This window comes from Stenotrophomonas sp. GbtcB23 (assembly GCF_019091045.1).
Lineage (GTDB): Bacteria > Pseudomonadota > Gammaproteobacteria > Xanthomonadales > Xanthomonadaceae > Stenotrophomonas > Stenotrophomonas rhizophila_A.
On the sequence record NZ_JAGXKC010000005.1, the window covers coordinates 1 to 26,508 of the forward strand.

Here is a 26,508-nt window from a genome sequence, read left to right on the forward strand (position 1 = left end):
GCCCAACGCTGGTGCCCCGATGGACAACAACGACAGCGGCATTGCTCCAGCAGTGAGGAAACCGCGCTGCTGGCACGTTTCCTTCCACTCCTTGTTGCTGTTGGAGAGCTTGGTGAGGATCGGTGTCTTGAGTGCACGCCGTGTGTCGAGAGTGTTCTTCGCGTTCTGGATGCCGAGGGCAGCGCCAATGCGCAGCAGGGCGGTAGGGGTCCGCATGGATGCAAGGCACCATAAAGAAAGGACCGCCATTATTGAAAGGCGGCCCTCTACTGCTTTCAGAAAATGCTCAAGCGCGTGCGTGAGGTCCCACGCACGTCGATTTCAGTCGGAAGTGGCCTGCCTTGGATGGCGGCATGCGAAAAGTGCACCATTCTGATTGCTGCAAAAAATTGCAGCTTGCAGAAACCGCTCATTTGGAGACGTTCGCGCCATCACAGTGAAACATCGTGCCCGGGGTGGGAGGGCCCCGGGCACGATCCCCCTTACTTCAACCCATTGCTGATCGTGTTCACCAGCGTGCCCTGGGTATCATCGCCGCTGAACTCCCAGAAGAACGCACCGCCCAGTCCCTGGGTTTTCACGTAGCCCATCTTCTCGGTCACCATCGCCGGGGTGTCGAAGCTCCAGAACGTGGTGCCGTTGTAGCTCCAGGTGGCCCGCGCGGTGGCGTCGGTGAAGACCGGATGGTTGAGGTTCTTCAACACCTTCCAGTCTTCGATGCCCGCCTCGTAGGTGCCCGGTGCGGCCGTGCCGGTCTGGTACAGCCCGTTGTTGACGTTGGGCACGTTGGTCCAGCCACGGCCGTAGAAGCCGATGCCCAGGTTGAGCTTGCTGGCCGGCACCCCGCGGGCGAGGAAGGCTTCCATCGCATCGTTGCTGTTGTACAGCTTCACATCACCGGTGGACGGATCGGCCGGCGAATCGAACAGCGCCGAATGGTGCCCGGTCTTCGGATCGAACGCGCCGTGGAAGTCGTACGTCATCACGTTGATGAAATCCAGGTACGGGTGATACGCCGTCGGATCAGTCACGCGGATCTTGTCGATGCCCGCACCGACCGCCACCGTGAGCAGCAGGCCCGGGCGCACCGCATCGAGCTGGCGGCGGAATTCGGCCATCAGCGCGGTGAAGTTGGCATTGTCGGCCGGTGTCCCGCAGGCGATGCCGCACGCCACCGGGTATTCCCAGTCGATGTCGATGCCGTCGAACACGCCTGCCGCCGCGCCCACGCCACCGGCACCGTCGGTCACCGGCAGGTTGCCCTTGATGTAGGCGTCGATGCACGAGGCCACGAACGCCTGGCGGTTGGCCGGCTGCGCCGCGCTGGAGAAGCCGCGCGACCAGGTCCAGCCACCGAGCGAGATCAGCACCTTCACGTTCGGGTGCTTGGCCTTGAGCTGCTTGAGCTGGTTCCAGTTGCCGCGCAGCGGCTGGTCCCAGGTATCGGCGCTGCCGCTGACGCTCTCACCGGCCTGGAATGCCTTGGTGTAATCGGCGAACGCATCGCCGCCCACCCCGGTGTTCGGGTCGGAGGCCTGGGTGACGCCCACTTCGCAGCGGTTGTTGCGCACGTTGCCGAAGGCGTAGTTGATGTGGGTCAGCTTGCTGGCCGAACCGCTGGTGTCGATGTTCCTGACCCGGTAGTTGCGCCCGTAGATGCCCCACTGGGTGAAGTAGCCGATGACGCGCTTGTTGCCGCCACTGCCGCCCCCTGCACTGGTGGTCACGCTGATGGTGGCACTGCGGGCCGAGGCGTTGCCGGCGTTGTCGCGGGCCCGCACGGCGTAGGTGTAGGCGGTGCTGGCGGTGAGGCCGCCATCGGTGTACTGGGTGGCGTTGGGCGAGCCGACCAGGGTGCCGTTGCGGTACACGTCATAGCCGGCCACGCCGCTGCCGCCGCTGTTGTCGGTGGCCGCGCTCCAGGCCAGGTTGACGGTGGTGGCGGTCTTGGACGGCGACGACAGGCCGCCCGGCACGCTGGGCGGGGTGGTGTCGTTGCTGGCGGCGTTGACGGTCACGCTGACCGTGGCCGACGAGGTCACGGCGTTGTTGTTGTCGGTTGCCACGGCCTTGAAGGTATGGGTGCCGGCCGCCGCGTTGGTCCAGCTCACGCTGTAGGGCGCGCTGGTGTCGATGCCGAGCGAGGTGCCGCCACGGAAGAATTCGACCTTGCTCACGCTGCCGTCGGGGTCACTGGCGTTGGCGCTGACGGTGATGGTGCTGCCGGCGCTGAAGCTGGCGCCGTTGGCCGGCGAGGTCAGGCTGACGATGGGTGGCTGGTTGCTGCCGCCGCTGTCGCAGGCGCCCAGGTTGGTGTAGTACGGCGCACCGGCCGGGTGGTCGGGCGGGGCATTCCAGATGTCCTGGTTGGCCCGGTACAGCACGCCGCCCTTCTGCAGTGTGCTGCCGGCCAGGTAGATCACGTTGCCGTTCCACTCCGGCACGCCGGTACAACTGGCGGCCAGGGCGAGGCCGGGGCTCAGGGCCGCCGAACCCAGGGCGAGGGCCAGCAGCCAGCGGCGGGGCCGGGCGGGGCGGCGGGGAGATAACGATGTCACCGTACTGCGCGCAATCGGGTCAGCCATGTCGTACTCCGATCAGGTGGTGGGCGCTGGGCGGCAGGGTGTCGCCAGCGTTGCAGCAGGTCCGGGGCCGGTGAGAGAGGCCGGCAACAGCAGAGGGGGCGGACGCGGGGCCCGCCGGCGATGTGCCGGGCAGGTGGTGGCAACGTTGTCATGGTTTGCGTGCCCAATCCGTGCGCCAGCGCAAGGTTCGGGGCGCCGGTTCGTTCAGGCGGAGCACCGGGAGTCGGCCGCGACCGGCCCCGGGACCGACCACCGGCCGGCACGGACCGGTACAATAGTGGGCCCCGTTCCCAACCACGGTTCCCCGGACATGATGGTCCTCGAGGGCGCATCCGCCCTTTCGCCGTTCCGCCGCGAACGTCTTGAATCCCGCCTCCAGTCCCTGGCCGCCGATCTGCGCATTACCGGTGCCTGGCATGTGTACTTCATCCAGACCGAGGGCGATGCCGCCCCGGACCCGGTGGTCCTGACCCGGATCCTGGAAGCCGAGCCGGCCCCGGCAGTACGCGAGGACGGGGCAACCAGCCGCTTCGTGGTGCCGCGCCTGGGCACGCTGTCGCCGTGGTCGAGCAAGGCCACCGAACTGGTGCGTGGCGCCGGGCAGCCGATCCGCCGGGTGGAACGTGGCCTGCGCATCGACCTGGCCGGCTGGCCGGCCGACGCGGCCGCGCGCGAGGCGGTCATCCGCGCGCTGCACGACCCGATGACCCAGTCGGTGCTGGACGACGCCGCCCAGGCCCAGGCGCTGTTCACCGCGCCGGCCCGTGGCGAGCTGGAGCGGGTAGCGCTGGAAGACCTGGAAGCGGCCAACCGCCGCCTGGGCCTGGCCATGGCCCAGGACGAGATCGACTACCTGCGCCAGCGCTTCGGCGAGCTGGGCCGCAAGCCGTCGGACGTGGAACTGATGATGTTCGCGCAGGCGAACTCCGAACACTGCCGGCACAAGATCTTCAATGCCAGCTGGACCATCGATGGCGCCGACCAGGCCCATTCGCTGTTCCGCATGATCAAGAACACCCACCAGCAGACTCCGCAGCACACGCTCAGCGCGTACAGCGACAACGCGGCGGTGGTGGCCGGTTTCCCGGCCGCGCGCTACCGGCCGGACCCGGCCACGGGTGAGTACCGCAGCGAAGCGGTGGTCGATTCGGCGTTCTGCATCAAGGTGGAAACGCACAACCACCCGACCGCGATCGCGCCGTTCCCGGGCGCCTCCACCGGCGCCGGCGGCGAGATCCGCGACGAAGGCGCCACCGGCCGCGGCGGCAAGCCCAAGGCCGGCCTGACCGGCTTCTCGGTCTCGCACCTGCGCATCCCGACCCTGCCGCAGCCGTGGGAAGCGCCGCGCGCGCTGAACCCGCGCATGGCGCCGGCGCTGGACATCATGCTGGAAGGTCCGCTCGGCGGCGCCGCGTTCAACAACGAATTCGGCCGCCCGAACCTGTTGGGCTACTTCCGCAGCTTCGAGCTGCCCGAAGGCGACGGCCTGACCCGCGCCTACGACAAGCCGATCATGCTGGCCGGTGGCCTCGGTGCGATCGACCAGGTCCAGGTCGAAAAGCTCAAGCTGCAGCCGGGCGATGCGGTGATCGTGCTCGGTGGCCCGGCCATGCTGATCGGCCTGGGCGGCGGTGCCGCCAGTTCGGTGGCCTCCGGCGAAAGCGCCGAGGACCTGGATTTCGCCAGCGTGCAGCGCGACAACCCGGAAATGGAACGCCGTTGCCAGGAAGTGATCGACCGCTGCGTGGCGCTCGGTCTGGACAACCCGATCCGCTGGTTCCACGACGTGGGCGCTGGTGGCCTGTCCAATGCGATTCCGGAGCTGCTGCACGACTCCGGCGTGGGCGGGGTGATCGACCTGGGCAAGGTGCCCACCGATGACCCGTCGCTGTCGCCGATGCAGCTGTGGTGCAACGAATCGCAGGAGCGCTATGTACTGGGCGTGCCGCAGGCGCGCCTGGCCGAGTTCGCCGCGCTGTGCGCGCGCGAGCGCTGCCCGTTCGCCGCGGTCGGCGTGGCCACGGCCGAAGAACGCCTGGTGGTCGCCTATGGCGCGACGGTCGGCAACATTCCGGCCGACGCCCCGATCGACCTGCCGATGGACGTGCTGTTCGGCAAGCCGCCGAAGATGCACCGCGACACCGCGCACCCGCCGGCGCCGCGCTGGCCGTCGCTGAAGACCGCTGGCCTGGACCTGCACGACGCTGGCCTGCGCGTGCTCGCGCACCCGTCGGTGGCGTCGAAGAACTTCCTGGTCACCATCGGTGACCGCAGCGTCGGTGGCCTGACCGCACGCGAACAGATGATCGGTCCGTGGCAGCTGCCGCTGTCCGACGTTGCCATCACCCTGGCTGGCTTCGATACGCTGGCCGGCGAAGCGATGTCGATCGGCGAGCGCACCCCGCTGGCGCTGCTCGATGCCGCCGCCTCGGCGCGCATGGCAGTGGGTGAAGCGATCACCAACCTGTGCGCGGCCCCGGTCGATGCGCTGGAAACGGTGAAGCTCTCGGCGAACTGGATGGCCGCGGCGGGCCACAACGGCGAAGACGCGCTGCTGTACGACGCCGTGCGCGCAGTGGGCATGGAGCTGTGCCCGCAGCTGGACCTGAGCATCCCGGTCGGCAAGGACTCGCTGTCCATGCAGGCGCAGTGGCACGACGCCGGTGAGGCGCACAAGTCGGTGTCGCCGGTGTCGCTGGTGATCACCGCGTTCGCGCCGGTGGCCGATGCCAGCACCCAGCTGACCCCGCTGCTGGACCGCGAGACGGAAAGCGAGCTCTGGCTGATCGGCCTGGGCGCCGGCAAGCAGCGCCTGGGCGGGTCGATCCTGGCCCAGGTGCACGCCGACCACAGCGCGCTGCCGGCGTTCGCCGGTGCCGTGCCGGACCTGGACGATCCGCAGCGCCTGCGTGCGTTCTTCGAACTGATCCGCGACGCACGCCAGTCCGGCCTGCTGCTGGCCTACCACGACCGCAGCGACGGCGGCGCGTTCGCCGCGCTGTGCGAAATGGCCTTCGCCTCGCGCCAAGGCCTGGACATCACTCTGGATGCGTGGGGCGACGATCCGTTCCGCAGCCTGTTCAACGAAGAGCTGGGTGCGGTGGTGCAGATCGCCCGCGAAGACCGCGCGGCCTTCGCCGACCTGGTCGAGCGCCATGCGCTGACCGAATGTGCCCAGCGCATCGCCCGCCCGACCACCGCCCCGGTGGTGCGCGTGTCGCTGCAGGGCGAAAGCCTGGTTGAATGGCGCTGGGAAGCGTTGTTCGATGCCTGGTGGTCGGTCACCCACGCCATGCAGAAGCTGCGCGACAACCCCGACAACGCCGACCAGGAGCGCGCCATCGCGCGCAGCTTCACCGCGCCGGGCCTGAAGCCGAAGCTCAGCTTCGACCTCAATGAGGATGTGGTCGCCCCGTTCATCAACACCGGCGCGCGTCCGCGCGTGGCGGTGCTGCGCGAGCAGGGCGTCAACGGCCAGATCGAAATGGCCAACATCTTCGAACGCGCCGGCTTCCGCAGCGTGGACGTGCACATGAGCGACCTGATCGCCGGCCGCGTGGACCTGGCCGATTTCACCGGCCTGGCCGCCTGTGGCGGCTTCAGCTACGGCGACGTGCTGGGTGCGGGCCGCGGCTGGGCCACCTCGGTGCTGGAGCGCAGCGCGCTGCGTGATGCCTTTGCCGGCTTCTTCGCCCGCCAGGACAGCTTCGCGCTGGGCGTGTGCAACGGCTGCCAGATGCTGAGCCAGCTGAAGGACATCATCCCCGGTGCCGAGCACTGGCCGCAGTTCCGCCGCAACCGAAGCGAGCAGTTCGAAGCCCGCACCGCGTTGCTGGAAATCGTCGAATCGCCGTCGATCCTGCTGCGTGGCATGGCCGGTTCGCGCCTGCCGGTGGCGGTGGCGCACGGCGAAGGCCAGGCGGTGTTCGCCAATGCCGTCGACCAGGCCGCCGCCCGCGTGTCGCTGCGGTATGTCGATGGCGACGGCAACGTGGCCACCCAGTACCCGCTGAACCCGAACGGCTCGCCCGACGGCATCACCGGCCTGACCACCACCGATGGCCGCGTGACGATCATGATGCCGCACCCCGAGCGCACCCCGCGCGCGGTGAACCTGAGCTGGCGTCCGGCGGACTGGAACGGCGACTCGCCGTGGCTGCGCATGTTCCGCAACGCAAGAGTATGGTGCGGCTGAACGCCGGTGTACGTCGCGTGAGAGACGAGTGAAAGAGAAGTGAAAAAAACCGCCGACCTGTTCGGCGGTTTTTTTTGCGGTGGCGTTCAAGTCGAGCACAGCCAACGAGTTACAGCGCGTTACATGTGTGAAGTCGCGTGATGGCGAATGCTCACATCGATCTAACAAAATGCGTTGATGAATAGTCGAATGTGTGACGCCTTGCGCGTTCGAACACTTTCGTCTGTCAAAGTCTTGACGCCATGGAAACCGTGCGTTAACACTGAGTTCTCAGTTTGCAATCATTCAGTTCGGAATCAACCGCAAGGATGGCGAGTTCTCTGTTCGTTGATCGCGCCGATAGCGCGCCATCCGGCACAACGCAGTAAATCAAGCGGAAAACGCCCCCAGGGGACGTTGGGCCACGCGGCCTGGCGTTGGCGTCGCTTTGCCCAAAACCAGCCAACCAGGAGTCGCATCGATGAATCGGATTTATCGCAAGGTCTGGAACAAAGCACTGGGGCAGATGGTCGTTGCCTCCGAACTCGCCAGCAGCCAGACCCCGGGCGTGGTCATCGATCAGCGACGATCTTCCGACACGCGCGGGGGCGCCGTGCTCTCGGCCGCCATTGCGTTGACGCTTGGATTGGGCATGGCCGGCGCGCCCTCCGGTGCGCAGGCGCAGTCGGTGGAAGTGGGTGGCAACGCCAACTGCGTGGTGCTCAACAGCAACGTGATCGACAGCTGCGTGGTGGATGGCAATGCGACCGCATCGGGCGCGAACGCCGTGGCCATCGGCAGCAACAGCACCGCCTCGGCGGCCAACAGCGTGGCGCTCGGCGCCGGCTCGCGCGCTGCACGCGCCAACACGGTGTCGGTCGGTGATGCCGGCAAGGAACGCCAGGTCACCAACGTGGCCGCCGGCACTGCGGCCACCGATGCGGTGAACAAGGCGCAGCTGGACACCGTCGCTGCAACGGCCGCCAGCGCAACGCGCTACTTCAAGGCGGACGGCGAAGGCAACGACAGCGATGCAGCCCGCATCGAGGGCGAAGGCGCACTCGCTGCCGGCGCCAGTGCCAATGCCGACGGCGACGGCGCCACCGCGCTGGGCCGCAACAGCCAGGCGCTGGCCAACGCCACCACGGCGGTAGGCAGCGATGCCGTTGCCGCCGGCCTGGGCGGCAGCGCATTCGGCCAGAACAGCCTGGCCATCGGCGACGCCACCGTTGCGGTGGGGCAGAGCGCGATGGCGTTCGGACTGGGTGACGTGGCGCTGGGTGCATCCGCGTTTGCCGCCAGCGAAAACGGCGCAGCCACCGCGATTGGCGGGCTGGCCGAGGCCAGCGCCGATGGCGCCACCGCCATTGGTGGCGGCGCACTGGCGATCGGCGCGGGCAGCACCTCGCTCGGCCGCGGCGCCGGCAGCGGCGGCGAAGCCTCGATTGCGGTGGGTGCGTTCAGCACGGCGGTGGCCGACTTCAGTGCGGCGCTGGGTTCCAACTCCGCAGCGGTTGCGGTCGGCAGCGTCGCGCTGGGTGCAGGCTCCTACGCCGATCGCGTGGACACCGTGTCGGTCGGCAACAACAACGGCCTGCAACGGCAGATCACCAACGTCGCCGCCGGCACCGAAGCCGGTGATGCGGTGAACAAGGCCCAGCTCGACGAGGTGGGCGAGGTGGCAGGCACCACCGCGAAGTACGTGCAGGCTACCGGCAGCGCCGACAGCGACGCAGGCGCCTTTGCCGACGGCGACAACGCCACGGCCGTGGGCGAAGCCACCAATGCGCTCGGCGCCGGCACCACCGCGCTCGGCAGCGGCGCCACCGCGGTGGCGCAGAACGCAACCGCCGTGGGCTACAACGCGCTGGCCAGCGGCCAGAACAGCGCCGCCTTCGGCACCAACGCGCAGGCCAACGGCCCGGGCAGCGTGGCCGTGGGCGGCACTGCGGTGGATGAAGACGGCAACCCGCTGATCACCAACGGCGGCGTGCCGGTCGATACCGGCGCCACCAGCGCCGGCGTAGGCGGCACCGCCGTCGGTGCCAGCGCGGAAGCGGCGGGCTTTGCCGCCTCGTCGTATGGCGTCGGCGCCTATGCGGCCGGCGCGCAGTCGTCGGCGTTCGGCGCGGTGGCCAATGCCACCGGCGACTACGCCACGGCGGTGGGCACGCAGAGCGCGGCCAGTGGCACCAGCAGCACCGCCATCGGTGGTCCGGTCGACCTGATTCCCGGCCTGGGCTTCTTCGTCGACACCCAGGCCAGTGGCGAGGCCGCCACCGCGGTCGGCGCCGGTGCGATTGCCAGCGGCGATTACGCCGTGGCCAACGGCACGCTCAGCGAAGCCTCCGGCACCGAAGCCACCGCCGTGGGCTACTTCGCGTACGCCCCGGGCGAAGGCGCGTCTGCACTCGGTGCGGAAAGCTGGGCCAGTGGCGAACTGAGCACGGCCGTCGGCTTCTACAGCACCGCGCGCGGCGCCAACAGCGTCGCCCTGGGCGCCAATTCCACCGCCGTGCGCGACAACACGGTATCGGTCGGCGATGTCGGCAACGAACGCCAGATCACCCATGTCGCCGCCGGCAGCGAAGCCACCGATGCGGTCAACAAGGCGCAGCTGGATGCTGTCGCCGGGACCGCGGACGGCACCGCCTACCGCTTCAAGGCCAACGGCTCGCAGGACAGCGACGTGGGCGCGTTCGCCGATGGCGACGGCGCGCTCGCTGCAGGCGAGGCCAGCAATGCCATCGGCGCAGGCGCCACCTCGGTGGGCAACGGTGCGTCCGCAGTGGGCGATGACACGGTGGCCGTGGGCCGCAATGTCGCCGCCACTGGCAACGGCAGCGTCGCCATTGGTGGCGTCGGCCAGGCCTACGACCAGTACAACTCGCCGATCGTGGATGCCGATGGCAACGCGGTGACGGTGGGTACCACCGCCGCGCAGGATGCCGTTGCCGTCGGTGCAGGTGCACAGGCCACCGGCGCGCAGAGCAACGCGTACGGCAGCGGCGCGCAGGCCACCGGCGACAACAGCCTGGCGCAGGGCTACAAGTCGCGCGCTACGGGTGAGTACAGCGTGGCGCAGGGCGACAACGCCTTCGCCAGCGGCAGCGAGAGCACCGCTACCGGTGCGTACGCATGGGCCACCAGCGATGGTGCCACCGCGTTCGGTTCCAGCGCGTGGGCCACCGAGGCCAACGCCACCGCCGTCGGCTATGCGGCCTGGGCGGACGGCAGCGGCGCCACCTCGATCGGCTACAACAGCTGGGCGCGCGGCAACAGCGCTACCGCGCTCGGCCGCGGTGCGTTCGGCTACGGCGACAACAGCGTCGCGGTGGGTTACCAGGCGCTGGGCAACAGCATCAACACCATCGCCATCGGCACGAATGTCGTGGCCGGCGGCGAAAGCGCGATCGGCATCGGTGCGGGCAGCAACGCCAGTGCCGCCAACGCGGTGGCGCTGGGCGCCGGCGCGCGTGCCGACCGTGCCTACACGGTGTCGGTCGGCAATGATGACCAGCAGCGCCAGATCACCCAGGTCGCAGCCGGTACCGAAGGCACCGATGCGGTGAATGTCGATCAGCTCACGGCCGCCACCGACAAGTTCCAGGCAAGCGGCGACGGCGTGGCAGTAGTCGGTGGCGAAGAAAGCGTGGCCGCCGGGTCCAACGCTGCGACCGATGGCGACTACGCCACGGCGGTGGGTTCCAGCAGCTTCGCCAGCGGCACCGGCGCCTCGGCCGTGGGTAGCGGTGCGTTCGCGCTCGCCGATGGCGCCACCGCGGTTGGCCTGAATGCACTTGCCAGCGCAGGCAATGCCACCGCCACCGGTGCCGATGCACAGGCCACTGCCGAATACGCCACCGCCAACGGTGCCGAAAGCCTCGCCTCGGGCGAGCAGAGCACTGCCAATGGCGCGGCCAGCATCGCCTCGGGCGCCGGCAGCCTCGCCAGCGGCGCGCTGTCCGAAGCGGCCGGTGAGGAATCGGTGGCGCTGGGTTACTACAGCACCGCCAGCGGCTCGGGCGCCACTGCGGTGGGCGCGGAAAGCGTAGTCAGCGGCACCCTGTCGGCCGGCTACGGCTTCGCCTCGGAAGCGACCGCCGGCTACACCACCGCGATCGGTGGCTATGCCGCGGCAACCGCGTTCAACGCCACTGCGCTGGGCAGCTTCGCCCAGGCCACCGGCTCCAACAGCGTCGCGCTCGGTGGCGACGCCGAAGCCACCGGCGCCTACAGCACCGCCACCGGCCAGGGCAGCCTGGCCAGCGGCACCAACAGCGTGGCCATCGGCGGTGCGCTGTTCGGCCTGCTGCCCACCGAAGCCTCCGGCAACTACTCCACCGCCGTGGGCGGCGGTGCATGGTCGCCCGGCCTGAACAGCACCGCGCTCGGCAACGCCGCGACCTCCGAAGGCGAAAACAGCGTGGCGCTCGGTGCGGATTCGATCGCCGACCGCGATGACAGCGTGTCGGTCGGCAGCGCCGGCAGCGAGCGCCAGGTCACCAACGTGGCCGCCGGTACCGAAGGCACCGATGCGGTCAACTTGGACCAGCTCAACGCCGTGGCCGATACCGCCGCCACCACCAGCAAGTACTTCCAGGCCAGCGGCAGCGATGCCAGCGATGCCGGTGCCTTCGTCGACGGCGATGATGCGCTGGCGGCCGGTGAGGCCAGCAATGCCATCGGCAACGGCGCCACCGCGCTGGGTGCGGGCAGCACGGTGGTTGCCAACGAGGCGACGGCAGTGGGCTTCAATGCCACGGCGACCGCGGATTATGCGGTTGCCATCGGCAGCAACGCGGCCAGCAGCGGGCAGGGCGCGGTCGCACTTGGTGACCTGAGCACCGCCAGTGGCGGTGCCGCCATCGCCATTGGCGGCGGCGCGTTGTCGCAGGGCTTCGGCTCGGTGGCGGTCGGTGCGGGCGCGGAATCCAGTGGCCTGGCATCCACCGCAGTAGGGTACGGGGCGTGGGCGCTGGGTCGCGAAACCACGGCCATCGGCAACTTCGCCACCGCCGACGGCTGGGCCGCCAGTGCGTTCGGCGCGGGCGCCACGGCTGCCTTCTTCGGCACCGCGATCGGTACCTACAGCTACGCGGACGAAGTAGCCACCGCAGTGGGCCAGGGCACGCGTGCCAACGTGGCCGGTGCGGCGTTCGGCGTGCAGGCCAATGCCGGCGAGTACGGCGTGGCGCTGGGCAACAACGCGGCCACCGCACAGAACGGCGTGGCGGTCGGCTTCAACGCCCTGGCCGGCGCCGATGCCAACAGCAGCACCCAGGGCATCCAGACCACGGCCGTCGGCAGCGAGGCGTGGGCCACCGAAGATGGAGCCACCGTGGTTGGCTACAACAGCTACGCGCAGGCGCTGAACTCGACCGTGGTGGGCAGCAACACCTGGACCACCAAGGACGCCGAAAACAGTGTCGCGCTCGGCGCCGGCACGCTGGCCGACCGTGCCAACACGGTATCGGTCGGTGCGGCCGAAGCCTGGACCGATGCGGCCGGCGTGGTCCATGACGCGATTGACCGCCAGATCACCAACGTGGGTGCCGGTACCGAAGACACCGATGCGGTGAACGTGGCTCAGCTGAAGGAAGTGGCTGCGGTGGCTGAAACCACCAGCAAGTACTTCCAGGCCAGCGGCAGCGACGACAGCGATGCCGGTGCCTATGTGGAAGGCGACAACGCACTGGCGGCGGGTGAAGCGTCCAATGCGATCGGCGATGGCGCCAGTGCACTCGGCAGTGGTGCCAACGCACTGGCCAACAATGCCACCGCCATCGGCTTCAACGCGCTCGCTACCGGCGAAGGTGCGGCCGCACTGGGCAGCGAGGCCCAGGCGACCGGCGAAAACAGCGTGGCCATCGGCAACGGTGCCGCCGCCAGCGAGATCGGTGCCAGCGCGGTGGGTGCCGGTGCGCAGGCCTCCGGTGCGTACAGCACAGCCGGCGGCAGCGAAGCCATCGCGTCGGGCCAGCAGGCCACGGCGAACGGCTTCCGCTCCACGGCGTCGGAAGCCGGTGCATCGGCGTTCGGCGGGTACAGCGAAGCCACCGGCGAGCTGTCCTCGGCACTGGGTTATGGCGCAGTCGCCTCCAATGCCTATGCAACCGCAGTCGGTGCAGCCGCCACGGCGTCCGGTGCCAGCGCGGTTGCGGTCGGCGAGTTCAGCGAGGCCACCGGCGATGAAAGTGTCGCCGTCGGCGGCAGCACCTTCTTCGGTTTCATCCCGGCGCGTGCATCGGGGACCGGCGCCTCGGCGTTCGGTGCGGGTGCGTGGGCCACCGATGACTACGCCACCGCGGTCGGCTGGAATTCGTGGGCCGATGCCGCCAGCGCCACCGCGCTGGGCGAAAGCGCCACCGCCACCGGCGTCAACAGCGTCGCGCTGGGTGCGGGTTCCACCGCGGACCGCGACAACAGCGTTTCGGTGGGCACCGCCACTGCGCAGCGGCAGATCACCAACGTGGCCGCCGGTACCGAGGGCACCGACGCGGTCAACCTCGACCAGCTCAACGCGGTGGCCGATACCGCCGAGGAAACCAACCGCTACTTCAAGGCTTCGGGCAGCGGCAATGGCGATGACGTGGGCAGCTATGTCGATGGCACCTATGCCACGGCGGCAGGCGAAGCGTCCAACGCGTTCGGCACCGGTGCGTCGGCCTACGGCAGCGGTTCGCTGGCGTCGGGTCGCTATGCGTCGGCATCGGGCTACAACGCCTCGGCCACCGCCGATTCGGCCACCGCCATCGGTGGTTCGCTGTACTACGAAGATGCCAACGGCAACGTGCTGCTCGACAAGGCCACCAGTGCCAGCGGCACCGGCGCTACCGCACTGGGTGCCGGCGCACAGGCCACCGGGGTGTTCAGCACCGCCAGCGGTGCCGGCGCGACTTCGGCCGGGCTGCAGTCGTCCGCCGTCGGCTACAGCGCCGAAGCCGGCAGCGACTACAGCACCGCTGTCGGCGCGTTCAGTGCCGCCAGCGGGCTGCGCACCACCGCGCTCGGCTACGGTGCCGAAGCCAGCGGCGACTACGCCTCCGCGTTCGGTTGGGGCAGCACCGCCTCCGGCGCGTATGGCATCGCCATCGGCAACAGCGCGCAGGCCAGCGGCGCCAACAGCTTCGCCGGCGGCGCCAGCGCCTGGGCCACAGCGGCACAGACCACTGCCGTCGGCCAGTTGGCATGGGCGACCTCGGCCGGCTCCACCGCGATCGGCCAGGACAGCTACGCCTACAGCGGCATCAATGCCACCGCGCTGGGCAAGAGCGCCTGGGCCAGCGGCACCGGCAGCGTGGCCCTGGGCGCAGGCTCGCGTGCCACCGAGGCCAACGTGGTCTCGGTCGGCGGCGGCAACGGCACCACTGGTCCGGCCACGCGCCGCATCACCAATGTCGGTGCGGCAGTGAATGCCACCGATGCGGTCAACAAGGCGCAGCTGGACAGCGTCGCGGCGACCGCCGATGCCGTGGGCCAGCACTTCGACGCCAGCGGCAGCGGCGTGGCCAACGCCAGCGGCACCGATGCGCTGGCAGCCGGTTCGGGCGCCACCGCCAGCGGCACCCGCAGCAGCGCGGTGGGTACCGCGGCCACCGCCTCGGCCACCGGCGCCACGGCGCTCGGTGCGGATGCCTCGGCACGCGGTGACAACAGCACCGTGGTCGGCCGCCTGGCCTCGACCAACGCCACCAACGGCGTGGCCGTGGGCAACGGTGCCTTCGTCAGCAACGGCGCCAACGGCATCGCCATCGGGTCCGCTGCCGGTGCGTCCGGTGCCAACTCGGTGGCGCTGGGTGCAGGGTCGCGTGCGGTGGAGGCCAACGTGGTCTCGGTCGGTGGCGGCAACGGTACCGATTCGCCGGCCACCCGCCGCATCGTCAACGTCGCGGCCGGTCGTGTCGCCGCAGGCAGCACCGATGCGGTCACCGGTGGCCAGCTCAACACCACCAACCAGCGCGTGGGCGCCGTGGAAACCCGCGTCGGCGACATCGACGACCGCATCGGCTCGGTGGAGAACGTGACCGCCAACGCGCTGACCTACGACGACAGCAGTCGCGACAGGCTCACCCTGTCGGGCGTGGAGGGCACCACCCTGGACAACGTCGCCACCGGGTCGATCGCCAGCGGCAGCCGCCAGGCCGTCAACGGCGGGCAGCTGTTCCAGGCCCTGACCGACACCGCCAGCTTCCTCGGCGGCGGCGCCAGCGTCGGCATGCAGGGCGTGTTCGTCGCGCCCAATTACGTGATCCAGGGCAGCACCTACAACAACGTGGGTGACGCGCTCGGGGCGCTGGATGCCAAGGTCAGCGAAATCGACCAGCGCGTGGCCGGTGGCAGCAGCAACGCGGCACGTGCGCGCTCCGCGTCGGTGTCCACCGCCCGCGTGGCGGCCACGCCCGAGGCTGCCGATATGGCGGCGACCACGGCCGAAACCACCGCCGCCAGCGCCGACACCGCCCGCGTGGCCAGTGCCGACGCCCCGGTCGTGCAGGGCACGCCGACCGCGGCCAGTGTCGGTGCACCGCAGCCGGTCGCGGCCGTCGTCGCACCGGTCACCTCGGTGGCGATGGGCGACGGTGCCGTGGCCAGCGGGGCCTCGGCCACCGCGATCGGGCAGGGGGCCAGCGCCACGGCCGCCAACTCGGTCGCACTGGGCCAGGGCTCGGTCGCCGACCGCGCCGACACGGTCTCGGTGGGTGCCGTCGGTGCCGAACGCCAGGTCACCAACGTGGCCGCCGGCAGCGCGGCCACCGATGCGGTCAACAAGGGCCAGCTGGACGGTGGCATCGCCACCGCCAACAGCTACACCGACCAGCGCTACAGCGCGATGGCCGACAGCTTCGACATCTACAAGGGTGAAATCGATGAACGCCTGCGCCACCAGGACCGTCGCATCGACCGCCAGGGCGCGATGAACGCCGCGATGCTCAACATGGCCACCAGTGCCGCGGGCATCCGCACGCAGAACCGCGTCGGTGTCGGTGTCGGCTTCCAGAGCGGCGAGTCGGCGTTGTCGCTGGGCTACCAGCGTGCCCTCAGCGACCGCGCCACGGTCACTGTCGGCGGCGCATTCAGCAGTGATGACAGCTCGGTGGGCGTGGGTGCCGGCTTCGGCTGGTAACGCGTCCGATGCAATGCAAGGCCTGAGGGGGCGGGTCACGGAGACCTTGGCCAGGGCCGGCCGGGGTTTCCGCATGGAGTGTTGGCCTGAACAGTCGTTTGATCCATGACCTTGAAGAGGATTACACCGTGACCAAGAAGCAGAACCTTCGCATCAACGTGCTGGCAGCCGCCGTGCTGTCGCTGTCCGTGGGCGCCAGCGCCTATGCCGCCGGTTTGCCGGTCAAGGAACCGGCGAAGCAGGCCAGCACCGCCCAACAGGGTTCCGAACGCATCATCGTCAAGTACCGCACCGGCACCGCTGCGGCCTCCGACCGCTCGGCCAAGCTGGCCACGGTGACCTCGGCGGTTTCGCGCGCCAGCCTCGGCGCCACCACCGCGCGTGCCGCGGCAGCCAGCCCGCAGGTAGTGCGCCGGCTCGGCACCGGTGCCGATGTGATCCGCCTGCAGGGCAAGCTCAGCCAGGCCGACCTGCAGAAGGTGCTGAAGGAAATCCAGGCCGATCCGTCGGTCCAGTACGCCGCGGCTGACGTCAAGCTGCAGCGCGCCGATCTGCGTGCCAAGGAAACCGCGCAGCTGGTGCCGAACGATCAGTACTACGCGCAGTATCAGTGGCACCTGCACAGCGCCACCGGCGGCGTGAACGCGCCGGCCGCGTGGGACGTGGCCCAGGGCGAGGGCGTGGTGGTGGCGGTGCTGGACACCGGCATCCTGCCGCAGCACCCGGACTTCGCCGCCGGCACCTTGCTGGAAGGCTACGATTTCATCAGCGACGCCGAGACCTCGCGCCGCCCGACCGATGAACGCGTGCCCGGCGCGCTGGATTACGGCGACTGGGTAGAGAACGACAACGAGTGCTACGCCGGTTCGCTGGCCGAAGACAGCTCCTGGCACGGCACGCACGTGTCGGGCACGGTTGCCGAAGCCACCAACAACACCGTCGGCATGGCCGGCCTCGCTTACAAGGCCAAGGTGCTGCCGGTGCGCGTGCTCGGCAAGTGCGGTGGCTACCTGTCCGACATCGCCGATGCGATCACCTGGGCGTCCGGTGGCACCGTAGCCGGCGTGCCGGCCAACCCGAACCCGGCCGAAGTGATCAACATGAGCCTGGGCGGCGGCGGCGCGTGCGACCCGGCCTACCAGGATGCGATCAACGGCGCGGTCTCGCGCGGCACCACCGTGGTGGTGGCCGCCGGCAACCAGGCCTCCAATGCCTCGGGCTACCGTCCGGCCAGCTGCGCCAACGTGATCGCCGTAGGTGCCACCCGCATCACCGGCGGCATCGCGTCGTATTCCAACTTCGGCGCGGCCGTGGACCTGTCCGGTCCGGGCGGCGGCGGTGGCGTCGACGGCAACCCGGGCGGTTACGTCTGGCAGGCCGGCTACAACGGCCTGACCACGCCGACCTCCGGTGCCTACAGCTACATGGGCATGGGCGGCACCTCGATGGCCTCGCCGCACGTGGCCGCCGTGGCCGCGCTGGTGCAGGGCGCGCTGGCCTCGGCCGGCAAGGACCCGCTGACCCCGGCGCAGCTGGAGACCCTGCTCAAGCAGAGCGCACGCAACTTCCCGGTGACCATCCCGGCGGCCACCCCGATCGGCAGCGGCATCGTCGACGCCAAGGGTGCACTGGACAAGGCCCTGGAAGAACCGTGCACGGTCGATTGCGCGCCGGATGCGACGCCGCTCACCAACCGCGTGGCGGTCAGCGGGCTGACCGGTGCCGGTGGCAGTGAAACGCTGTACAGCTTCGAAGCGACCGCGGGCAAGACGCTCAGCGTCCTCACCTACGGCGGCAACGGCAACGTGTCGTTGTACGTCAGCTCCGGCGCCGAGCCGACCGCGACCGACTTCGATGCCAAGTCCGCGCGTCCGGGCAACAGTGAAACCGTGCGCTTCACCGCGCCGGTGGCGGGCACCTACTACATCAAGCTGGTGGGTGAATCGGCTTACAGCAACGTGAGCATCCAGGCCGTCCAGTAACGGCCGGGAAGACCCTGCGGGAGCCCGTCATGTGACGGGCTCCCGTTTTTCATTGGCCACCACCGCATGTGGCATCACGGCGAGCTGCTAAAGTCTGCGGGTCGCCAGGAGAGCTTTCGTGAATGCGGTAACCCACGATCTTGCTGAAGAGTCAGCCATGGATGCGGAAACCCGCATCGTGGCGCTGTTGCTGCGCAACGGGCGGCTGAAGGAGGCCGACCTGGCCCGCGCGCGGCCGCTGCAGCGCGAAGCCGGTGGCAGCCTGCTGCCGCTGCTGGTGCGGCTGGGCTTGGTGTCCGAGCGCGACCACGCGCAGGCCTGTGCCGAGGTGCTGGGGCTGCCGCTGCTGGAGGGCAAGGGCGTGCCCGAAGCGCCCCCCGAATCCCTGATCGATGCGCTGCCGCTGTCGTTGCGCTTCCTCAAACAATTCCACGCCTGCCCGCTGGCGCTGCACGACGGCGTGCTCGACCTGTGGCTGAGCGACCCGCAGGAGCCGTACACCGCCGATGCGGTGCAGCTGGCGATGGCGGTGCCGGTACGCTTGCACGTGGGCCTGCGCTCGGAGATCGATGACGTCATCGAACGCTGGTTCGGCCAAGGCCGCAGCGCGATGGGCGCCATCATCGAAACCGCCGACGGCGAAGGCAGCGTGGTCGACGACATCGAGCACCTGCGCGACCTGGCTTCCGAAGCACCGGTGATCCGCCTGGTCAACCTGGTGATCCAGCGTGCGGTGGAACTGCGCGCGTCGGACATCCACATCGAACCGTTCGAGAACCGGCTGAAGGTGCGCTATCGCGTCGATGGCGTGCTGATCGAAGGCGAAAGCCCGCCGGCCAACCTCACCGCTGCGGTGATCAGCCGCATCAAGATCATGGCGCGGCTGAACATCGCCGAGCGCCGCCTGCCGCAGGATGGCCGCATCATGCTGCGCGTGCAGGGCAAGGAACTGGATCTGCGCGTGAGCACCGTGCCCACCGCGCACGGCGAAAGCGTGGTGATGCGCCTGCTCGATCGCGACACCGTGGTGTTCGATTTCCACCGGCTCGGCTTCACCGATGCGTTCCTGCCGCAGTTCCGCAAAGTGCTCGAGCAGCCACACGGCATCCTGCTGGTCACCGGCCCCACCGGCTCGGGCAAGACCACCACGTTGTATACCGCGTTGAGCCAGCTCAACACCGCGGATGTAAAGATCATCACCGTCGAGGATCCGGTCGAATACCAGATCGAAGGCATCAACCAGATCCAGGCCAAGCCGCAGATCGGTCTGGACTTCGCCAACGCGCTGCGCAGCATCGTTCGCCAGGACCCGGACATCATCATGATCGGCGAAATGCGCGACCTGGAAACCGCGCGCATCGCGATCCAGTCCGCGTTGACCGGCCACCTGGTGCTGTCCACGCTGCATACCAACAACGCCGCCGGCGGCATCACCCGCCTGCTCGACATGGGCGTGGAAGACTACCTGCTCACCTCCACCATCAACGGCATCCTGGCCCAGCGCCTGGTGCGCCGGCTGGAACCGCAGCACGCGCTGCGCTACCTGGCCTCACCGGAGGAGATCGACAAGTTCGGGCTGCGCCGCCTGCAACCGGAAGGAGACATCTACCTGTACCGCGCGCAGCCCTCGGCGATCGCGCCGACCGGCTACCTCGGGCGCACCACCATCATGGAATTCCTGGTGATGAACGACGAGCTGCGGCGCGCGGTGATGCGCCGCGCCGGCATGGGCGAAGTGGAACAGATCGCCCGCGCCGCCGGCATGCGCACCATGTATGAGGATGGCCTGGCCAAGGCGCTGATGGGCCACACCACGCTCGAAGAAGTGCTGCGCGTGACCGAGGAAAGCTGAGCATGGCGCAGTACCGCTACAAGGCCCTCAACGCGCACGGCGAACTGTTCGACGGCCAGATGGACGCTGCCAGCGAAGCCGACGTGGCCGCCAGGCTGCAGGACCAGGGCCATCTGCCGATGGAAGCGCGGCTGGCCAGCGAGGGCGGTGCGGGCGGCACCCCGTGGGCGGCGCTGCTGCGGCGCAAGCCCTTCGACGGCGGCGCGCTGGTGCAGTTCACCCAGCAGCTGGCCACCCTGCTCGGTGCCGGCCAGCCACTGGACCGCGCGCTGACCATCCTGCTGGAACTGCCCGAAGACGAACGCAGCCGGCGGGTGATCACCGACATCCGCGACGTGGTGCGCGGCGGTGCCGCGCTGTCCACCGCGCTCGAACGCCAGCACGGGTTGTTTTCGCGGCTGTACATCAACATGGTGCGCGCCGGTGAAGCCGGTGGCAGCCTGCACGACACCCTGCAGCGGCTGTCCGATTACCTGGAGCGCAGCCAGGAGCTGAAGGGCAGGGTGATCAATGCGCTGATCTACCCGGCGATCCTGCTGGCGGTGGTCGGCGGGGCGCTGCTGTTCCTGTTGGGCTACGTGGTGCCACAGTTCGCGCAGATGTACGAAAGCCTGGATGTGGCGCTGCCGTGGTTCACCCAGTGGGTGCTCACTGCTGGCCTGGTGGTGCGCGAGGGCTGGCTGGCGATGATCGTGGTGCCGGCGCTGGCGCTGCTGGTGATCGAACGCAAGCTGCGGCAGCCGGCGGCACGCCTGGCGCTGGATGGCTGGCTGCTGAAGCGCAAGGGCATCGGCGGGCTGGTAGCCAAGCTGGAAACCGCACGGCTGGCGCGCACGCTGGGCACGCTGCTGCGCAACGGCGTGCCGCTGCTGGCTGGCCTGGGCATCGCACGCAACGTACTGGGCAACCGCGCGCTGGCCGCCGACGTTGACGCGGCCAGCGACGAGGTCAAGAACGGCAACGGCCTGTCCGCCTCGCTGGCCAAGGGCAAGCGATTTCCCCGGCTTGCGCTGCAGATGATCCAGGTCGGCGAGGAATCCGGCGCGCTGGATGTCATGCTGCTCAAGACCGCCGATACCTTTGAACAGGAAACCGCACGCGCCATCGATCGGCTGCTGTCGGCGCTGGTGCCGGTGATCACCCTGGTGCTGGCCTCGGTGGTCGGTCTGGTGATCGTGGCCGTGCTGGTGCCGCTGTACGACCTCACCAATGCCATCGGCTGACGGCCGTGGCGCATTTCGTTCCGACATGCTGCAAGGAGCTTCCATGATCCACCGTCGCAAGCTGGTCCGCTTTTCCTCACCACGCAACCAGTCGGGCATGAGCCTGCTGGAAATCATCATCGTCATCGTGCTGATCGGCGCGGTGCTCACCCTGGTCGGCAGCCGCGTGCTCGGTGGTGCCGATCGTGGCAAGGCCAACATCGCCAAATCGCAGGTGCAGACCATGGCCGGCAAGATCGAGAACTACCAGCTCGATACCGGCAAGCTGCCAGCCAAGCTGGACGACCTGGTCACCCAGCCGGGCGGCAGCAACGGCTGGCTGGGCCCGTATGCCAAGGCCAGTGAGCTGAACGATCCGTGGGGCAACGCACTGGAATATCGCGCACCGGGCGAAGGCCAGCCGTTCGACCTGATCAGCCTGGGCAAGGATGGCAAGGTCGGTGGCACCAGCTACGACGCGGACATCAAGTACGAGTAAGCGCGCTTGCGCATGCCTGCCCCGCCACGCCGGACCCGACGCCCGCGCGCGCTGTCGCGACGGCGTGCCGTGCGCGGCGTTTCACTGCTGGAAATGCTGCTGGTGGTGGCCCTGATCGCGATCATCGGGGTGCTCACCGCCACCGCCATGAACGGCGGCATCGACGGCGTGCGGCTGCGCAATGCCGGCAAGGAAGTGGCCAGCCAGCTGCGCTACACACGCACCCAGGCCATTGCCACCGGGGAACGCCAGCGCTTCCTGATCGATCCGCAGGCGCGCACCTGGGAAGCCGCCAACGGCCGCCACGGCAGCCTGCCCGCTGCGCTCGAGGTCCATTTCCGGGGTGCCGGCCAGGTTGCCGGCGTGGCCAACGGCAAGGGCGGCATCGCCTTCCATCCCGACGGCGGCTCCAGTGGCGGCACCATTGAACTGGGTATGCGCGATGCGCTGTGGCGCATCGACGTGAGCTGGATCACCGGCGAAGTGCGCTCGGGTCCGGTGCGGGGCGCGCCATGAAGCACCAGCGTGGTTATTCGCTGCTGGAAGTGATCGTCGCCTTCGCGCTGCTGGCGCTGGCGTTGACGCTGCTGCTGGGCAGTCTTTCCGGGGCCGCACGCCAGGTGCACAACGCCGACCTGCGCACCCGCGCGATGCTGCACGCGCAGTCGCTGCTGGCCGCGACCGGCATCGAACAACCGCTGCAGGAAGGCCGTTCGCAGGGCGACTGGGAAGAGGGCCGCTACCGCTGGGAGCTGCAGGTGGAGCCGTACGTGGATGCGCGCGCCAGTGCGCTGCCCCAGGCCGCTGCCACTACCGTCAGCGGGCCGACCCTGGCCCAGCTGACCCTGCAGGTGCGCTGGGGCGAAGGCAACGGCGAACGCCTGCAGTGGCGTTCGCTGCGGTTGTTGCCCAACACGCCCGAGGCGCCGCGATGAGCCGGCGCGGCGCACGCGGCTTCACCCTGATCGAAGTGCTGCTGGCCACCGTGCTGCTGGTCGGCGGGCTGGCGCTGGCCTTCGCCACCATGCGCTCGGCGATGAACATCGCCCAGCGGGGCGAGCGCGTGGCTGCGCAGAACGAGCGCATGCGCGCAGTGGAAGGTTTCCTGCGCCGCCGCCTCAGCATGGCGCTGCCGACCGCCGCCGAGCCGCCCGATCCCACCCGCGAACCGCTGTATTTCCAGGGCGAACCGCAGCGCATGCTGTTCGTGTCCGAGCTGCCGGGTTATCTCGGCCGGGGCGGGCCCTACGTGCATGAGCTGCAGGTCAATCGCAACGGCGATGCACTGCGGCTGGACGTTGCGCTGACCCTGGTGCAGAACGGCGAGCGCATCGACGAAACCCCGCCTCGCGCGCCGGAACTGCTGGCCGACGCGCTGCGCGAGGTCGCGTTCCGCTACCGCGGCATCGATCCGCGCAGCGGCCAGCTGGGCGACTGGCAGACGCGCTGGGAGGACACCCGGCGGCTGCCGCTGCTGGTGGAGATCCGCATCGTGCCGCAGCAGGGCCCGGCATGGCCGCCGATGGTGGCCGCGTTGTCGCAGTCGCGCGGGCCCCGCTCGTGAGGCGCGCGCGCGGTGCCGCGCTGGTGCTGGTGCTGTGGCTGATCGCGCTGCTCACCGCCGTGGTCGGCGCATTTGCGCTCAGCGCGCGCATCGAGCACCTGCAGCAGCGGGTGATCGGTGACGATGCGATCGGCCAGGAGCACGCGCGCGCCGGCCTGGAGTACGCGCTGTTCCGGTTGCGCCCCTCGGCGCTGCAACCGCCGTGGCAGGCCGACGGCCGCCGCTATCGCTGGACTTTCGATGGCCGCCAGATCGACCTGCGGATCATCGACGAGAACGGCAAGATCAACCTCAACCTGGCCGATACCGCCTTGTTGACCGCCTTCCTGCGCGCGCTGGAGGTGGAACCCGGGCGCGCCCAGCAGCTGGCGGGTGCGATCGCCGATTGGCGCGATCCCGACAGCCTCAAACAGCCCGGCGGCGGTGCCGAGACCGCCGACTACCAGGCCGCCGGCCTTCCGTATGGCGCGCGCAACGGGCGCTTCGAGACGCTCGGCGAGCTGCAGCGGGTGCTGGGCATGGACGCCGACCTGTATGAACGGATGGAACCGATGCTGACCCTGTACAGTCGGCAGTCGCGTCCGGATCCCCGGTTCGCGGCCGGGCCGGTGTTGAACGCGCTCGGGCTGGATGCCGAACGCCTGCTGGCCGAACGCGAGCGGGCCGAAGCGGCCGGCGACGAAAACGTGACCGGCGCGCTTGCCAGTGGCAGCGGCACCTATAGTATCGAGAGCCGCGCGCTGGATGAGCGCGGACGGGTTTCGGTGTTGCGTGCGGTAGTGCGCATGGGCGCGGCAGGCACGCCGGGAACGGCTTACACAGTACTTCGCTGGGAACAGGGAATGGCAGCACGATGACGGCATGGCGGGACAGTCTGGTGCAGGCACGGGGACGGTTCGCGCCCGGCGTGGGCAATGGCCTGCGCTGGTGGCGGCGTTCGCTGCTGGCCTGGCTGCCGCTGCGCTGGCAATGGGCCATGGGCTGGTCGCGTTCGCGCCTGCTGCTGTCGCGGCATGCCGAACAGCTGGTGCTGCGCCGCGATACCGCGACCCAGCTGCAGGCCGTGGCCGAACTGCCGTGGCCCACCACGCCGGCCGACCTGGAGCGGGTGCTGGATGCGCGCCTGCGCGCGCTGCCACGGCACTGGGTGCTGCCGGCCGCCGCGGTGCTGCGCCGCCCGCTGCGCCTGCCGGCCGCCGCTGCACCGCGCCTGCGCGACGTGGTCGGCTTCGAGATCGACCGGCAGACCCCGTTCGAGGCCAGCCAGGTCCACTACGACGTCCGCGAACTGGACACATTGCCCGACGGCCAGCTGCAGGTGGAACTGGTGGTCATTCCGCGCCAGGCGCTGGAGCAGTGGTCGCAGCAGGCCGGCAGCTGGGCGCAGCAGCTGGCCGGCGTGGATGCCGACGATGGCACGGGGCAGCCGCTGGGCGTGAACCTGCTGCCGCCGACCCAGCGCCGGGTCACCCACGACCCGATGCGGCGCTGGAACCTGCTGCTAGCCGTGGCCACCGTGGTGCTGCTGGCCCTGGCCGGCACCCAGCTGCTGGACAACCGCCAGGCCGCCGCCGATCGCCTGCGCGAGCAGGTCGATGCCGCCGCACACGACGCGCGCCGCGTCGCCGCGCAGCGCCAGCAGCTGCAGGAGCTGGTCGATGGCGCCGCGTTCCTGGAAGGCAAGCGCGCCGAACATGCCAGCACCGTGGAGCTGTGGAACGAACTGACCCGGCTGCTGCCCGATGGCACCTACCTGGAAAAACTTTCTGTTGAAGGCAACACGCTGCAGCTGATCGGACTGAGCCGCGAGGCCTCGCAGCTGGTCTCCCTGCTGCAGGATTCACCGCTGTGGCGCAAGGTCAACCTGACCGGCGTGCTGCAGGCCGATGGCGGCGCCGCCGGCCGTGACCGCTTCACCCTCACCGCCGAGCTGCAGCCGCTGCCCGGTGCCCCGGCCGCCGCCACGCCCGCCCCGGAGGTTGCCGATGGCAATGCCGCCAACACGCCGTGACCGCTGGCTGGCACTGGCGTTGCTGCTGGTGGTGATCGCGCTGGCGTACCTGCTGCTGGTGCATCCGTGGTTCACCCGGCCGCTGCTGGACATCAACCAGGGCATTGCCGAGCTGCAGGAACGCGAGCAGCGCGTGCAGTCCCAGCTGCAGCAGCGCACCGCCGTGCAAGAGCGCCTGCAGCAGGTGCAGGCGGCGCTGGAAGGGCGTCCCGGCTTCCTGCGCGAACCCACTGCTGAATCGGCCGCCGCCGCCTTGTCGAGCCGGTTGCAGGATGCGGTCGCGTCGGCCAGTCCTGGCAACCGCAGCTGCACCATCAGCAACCGCTCACCGCTGACCGACACCGCGCGCGATGCGCAGTTCCCGCGCGTGGCCCTGCAGGTCCGCCTGCGCTGTGGCGTGCCGGAAATGGCGGCGGTGCTGCACACCCTGGAAACCGGCAGCCCGCGCCTGTTCGTGAACAACCTCAACCTGCTGGCGCAGCGCTTCCAGGCCTCGCCCAACGAGACCGGCACCGGACTGGACGTGTCCTTCGAACTGGTTGGCTACCTCCGCCCCGGTGCAGGCAGTGATGCGGCCGCCGCGCCGGTCGAGCCTGTACCCGAACCCGCGCCGGCAGGGCTGGAACCGGTCGGCTCGGCGATGGCCGCCCCGACCGACCCCGGCACGGCCGAACCGGTCGAGGAGGGCACCCATGAAGATTGAACTGGCCCCCCTGCGCAGCTGGTGGCTGGGCGGCGTGGCCGCCTGGGCCGCCGCGATCTGGATCGCCACGCTGTTCGGCGTGGGTGGACGCATCGCCCCGGCCGGTGCCGGCGACCGTGCCCCACCGCCGCTGCCGACCCTGGCCGCGGCCGCGCCGGATCGGATCGCCTCGGCCGAGGCGTATGCCAGCATTGGCGCGCGGCCGCTGTTCGCCGAAGACCGCAAGCCGCGTCCGTACCTGCTGGGCGGCAGCGAGCCAGGCAGCAGCGCCAGCGCGGTCACCCTGACCGGCGTGCTGCTCACCTCCGAATTCGGCATGGCCATCCTCACCACCGACCAGAAGCAGTCGCTGCGCCTGCGCCTCAACGGCGATGCGGTCAACGGCTGGCAGCTGCTCGCGCTGGAGCCGCGCAGTGCCACCGTCAGCGGACCCGGCGGCACCCAGACCCTGGAACTGGTGACCTTCAGCGGGCAGGGCGGCGAACCGCCGACCGTGCTGGGCACCGCCGCCGGCGCAGGCCAGCCCAATGGCGCGCGCCCGCCGGTTCCCGCGCCCGCGCAGAACGCGGGCCGCGGACCGACAACGAACTTCACCGGCGCACCGCCGCCAGCGGCGCAGGCAGCGGCGGAAGCCGCCGCCAATGCAGCGGCGAATGCGGCCGCTGCCGCAGCGCAGAAGCCGGCCACGCAGGGCCCGAGCGAAGAACAGATGCAAGCCATCCGCGCCCGCATCCAGGCGCGTCGCCAGCAATTGCAGCAGCAACAGTCGCAGCAGCCGCCCGCGGGCGGCTCCGGCCAAACCAAATAGA

15 protein-coding genes are annotated in these 26,508 nt (G+C 69.7%); 13 read left to right on the forward strand and 2 right to left on the reverse strand.

The features are described from left to right. On the reverse strand, positions 1-216 hold a 216-nt coding region (locus tag KVS69_RS03350), incomplete at its 3' end, for a hypothetical protein (protein ID WP_217536916.1). Positions 217-482: 266 nt separating this feature from the next. Further along, a complete protein-coding gene (locus tag KVS69_RS03355; protein ID WP_217536919.1) occupies positions 483-2,585 on the reverse strand; it encodes a glycosyl hydrolase family 18 protein in 2,103 nt (700 codons plus the stop codon). 310 nt (positions 2,586-2,895) lie between these two features. Here KVS69_RS03355 and purL point away from each other — a divergent pair, with 310 nt between their 5' ends. From purL to KVS69_RS03420, 13 genes are all read left to right on the forward strand, one after another. Next, complete coding sequence (purL, locus tag KVS69_RS03360; protein ID WP_217536920.1) at positions 2,896-6,780, forward strand: phosphoribosylformylglycinamidine synthase; 3,885 nt, start codon at positions 2,896-2,898, stop codon at positions 6,778-6,780. A gap of 460 nt (positions 6,781-7,240) precedes the next feature. Then, a complete protein-coding gene (locus KVS69_RS03365) occupies positions 7,241-15,886 on the forward strand; it encodes an ESPR-type extended signal peptide-containing protein (protein WP_217536923.1) in 8,646 nt (2,881 codons plus the stop codon). A 128-nt stretch (positions 15,887-16,014) separates the two neighbouring features. Continuing rightward, on the forward strand, positions 16,015-17,868 hold the full coding sequence (locus tag KVS69_RS03370) for a S8 family peptidase (protein WP_217536926.1): 1,854 nt from the start codon (positions 16,015-16,017) through the stop codon (positions 17,866-17,868). A gap of 118 nt (positions 17,869-17,986) precedes the next feature. After that, on the forward strand, positions 17,987-19,720 hold the full coding sequence (gene gspE / locus KVS69_RS03375) for a type II secretion system ATPase GspE (protein WP_176472684.1): 1,734 nt from the start codon (positions 17,987-17,989) through the stop codon (positions 19,718-19,720). A 2-nt stretch (positions 19,721-19,722) separates the two neighbouring features. After that, positions 19,723-20,943 carry a type II secretion system F family protein gene (locus KVS69_RS03380; protein ID WP_217536929.1) on the forward strand — a complete coding sequence of 407 codons (1,221 nt, stop codon included), beginning with the start codon at positions 19,723-19,725 and terminating at the stop codon, positions 20,941-20,943. Positions 20,944-20,986: 43 nt separating this feature from the next. Next, positions 20,987-21,421 carry a type II secretion system major pseudopilin GspG gene (gene gspG, locus KVS69_RS03385; RefSeq protein WP_068849158.1) on the forward strand — a complete coding sequence of 145 codons (435 nt, stop codon included), beginning with the start codon at positions 20,987-20,989 and terminating at the stop codon, positions 21,419-21,421. 12 nt (positions 21,422-21,433) lie between these two features. Beyond that, complete coding sequence (locus tag KVS69_RS03390; protein WP_254622005.1) at positions 21,434-21,937, forward strand: GspH/FimT family pseudopilin; 504 nt, start codon at positions 21,434-21,436, stop codon at positions 21,935-21,937. Next, the gene (locus KVS69_RS03395; RefSeq protein WP_217536932.1) at positions 21,934-22,356 is read left to right on the forward strand and encodes a prepilin-type N-terminal cleavage/methylation domain-containing protein; all 423 of its coding nucleotides are present in this window, start codon (positions 21,934-21,936) and stop codon (positions 22,354-22,356) included. The genes KVS69_RS03390 and KVS69_RS03395 overlap by 4 nt, the downstream gene beginning before the upstream one ends. Continuing rightward, positions 22,353-22,985: a type II secretion system protein J gene (locus KVS69_RS03400; RefSeq protein ID WP_217536935.1), complete on the forward strand. Its 633-nt coding sequence runs from the start codon at positions 22,353-22,355 to the stop codon at positions 22,983-22,985. The genes KVS69_RS03395 and KVS69_RS03400 overlap by 4 nt, the downstream gene beginning before the upstream one ends. Further along, complete coding sequence (locus KVS69_RS03405; RefSeq protein ID WP_068854541.1) at positions 22,982-23,842, forward strand: type II secretion system protein GspK; 861 nt, start codon at positions 22,982-22,984, stop codon at positions 23,840-23,842. The genes KVS69_RS03400 and KVS69_RS03405 overlap by 4 nt, the downstream gene beginning before the upstream one ends. Further along, complete coding sequence (locus KVS69_RS03410; protein WP_217536938.1) at positions 23,839-24,996, forward strand: PilN domain-containing protein; 1,158 nt, start codon at positions 23,839-23,841, stop codon at positions 24,994-24,996. Before KVS69_RS03405 ends, KVS69_RS03410 begins: the two co-directional genes overlap by 4 nt. Further along, the gene (gspM, locus tag KVS69_RS03415; RefSeq protein ID WP_217536941.1) at positions 24,971-25,699 is read left to right on the forward strand and encodes a type II secretion system protein GspM; all 729 of its coding nucleotides are present in this window, start codon (positions 24,971-24,973) and stop codon (positions 25,697-25,699) included. Before KVS69_RS03410 ends, gspM begins: the two co-directional genes overlap by 26 nt. Continuing rightward, positions 25,689-26,507, forward strand: a complete 819-nt coding sequence (locus KVS69_RS03420) for a general secretion pathway protein GspN (protein WP_217536944.1) — start codon at positions 25,689-25,691, stop codon at positions 26,505-26,507. The genes gspM and KVS69_RS03420 overlap by 11 nt, the downstream gene beginning before the upstream one ends. Position 26,508: the final 1 nt, after the last annotated feature.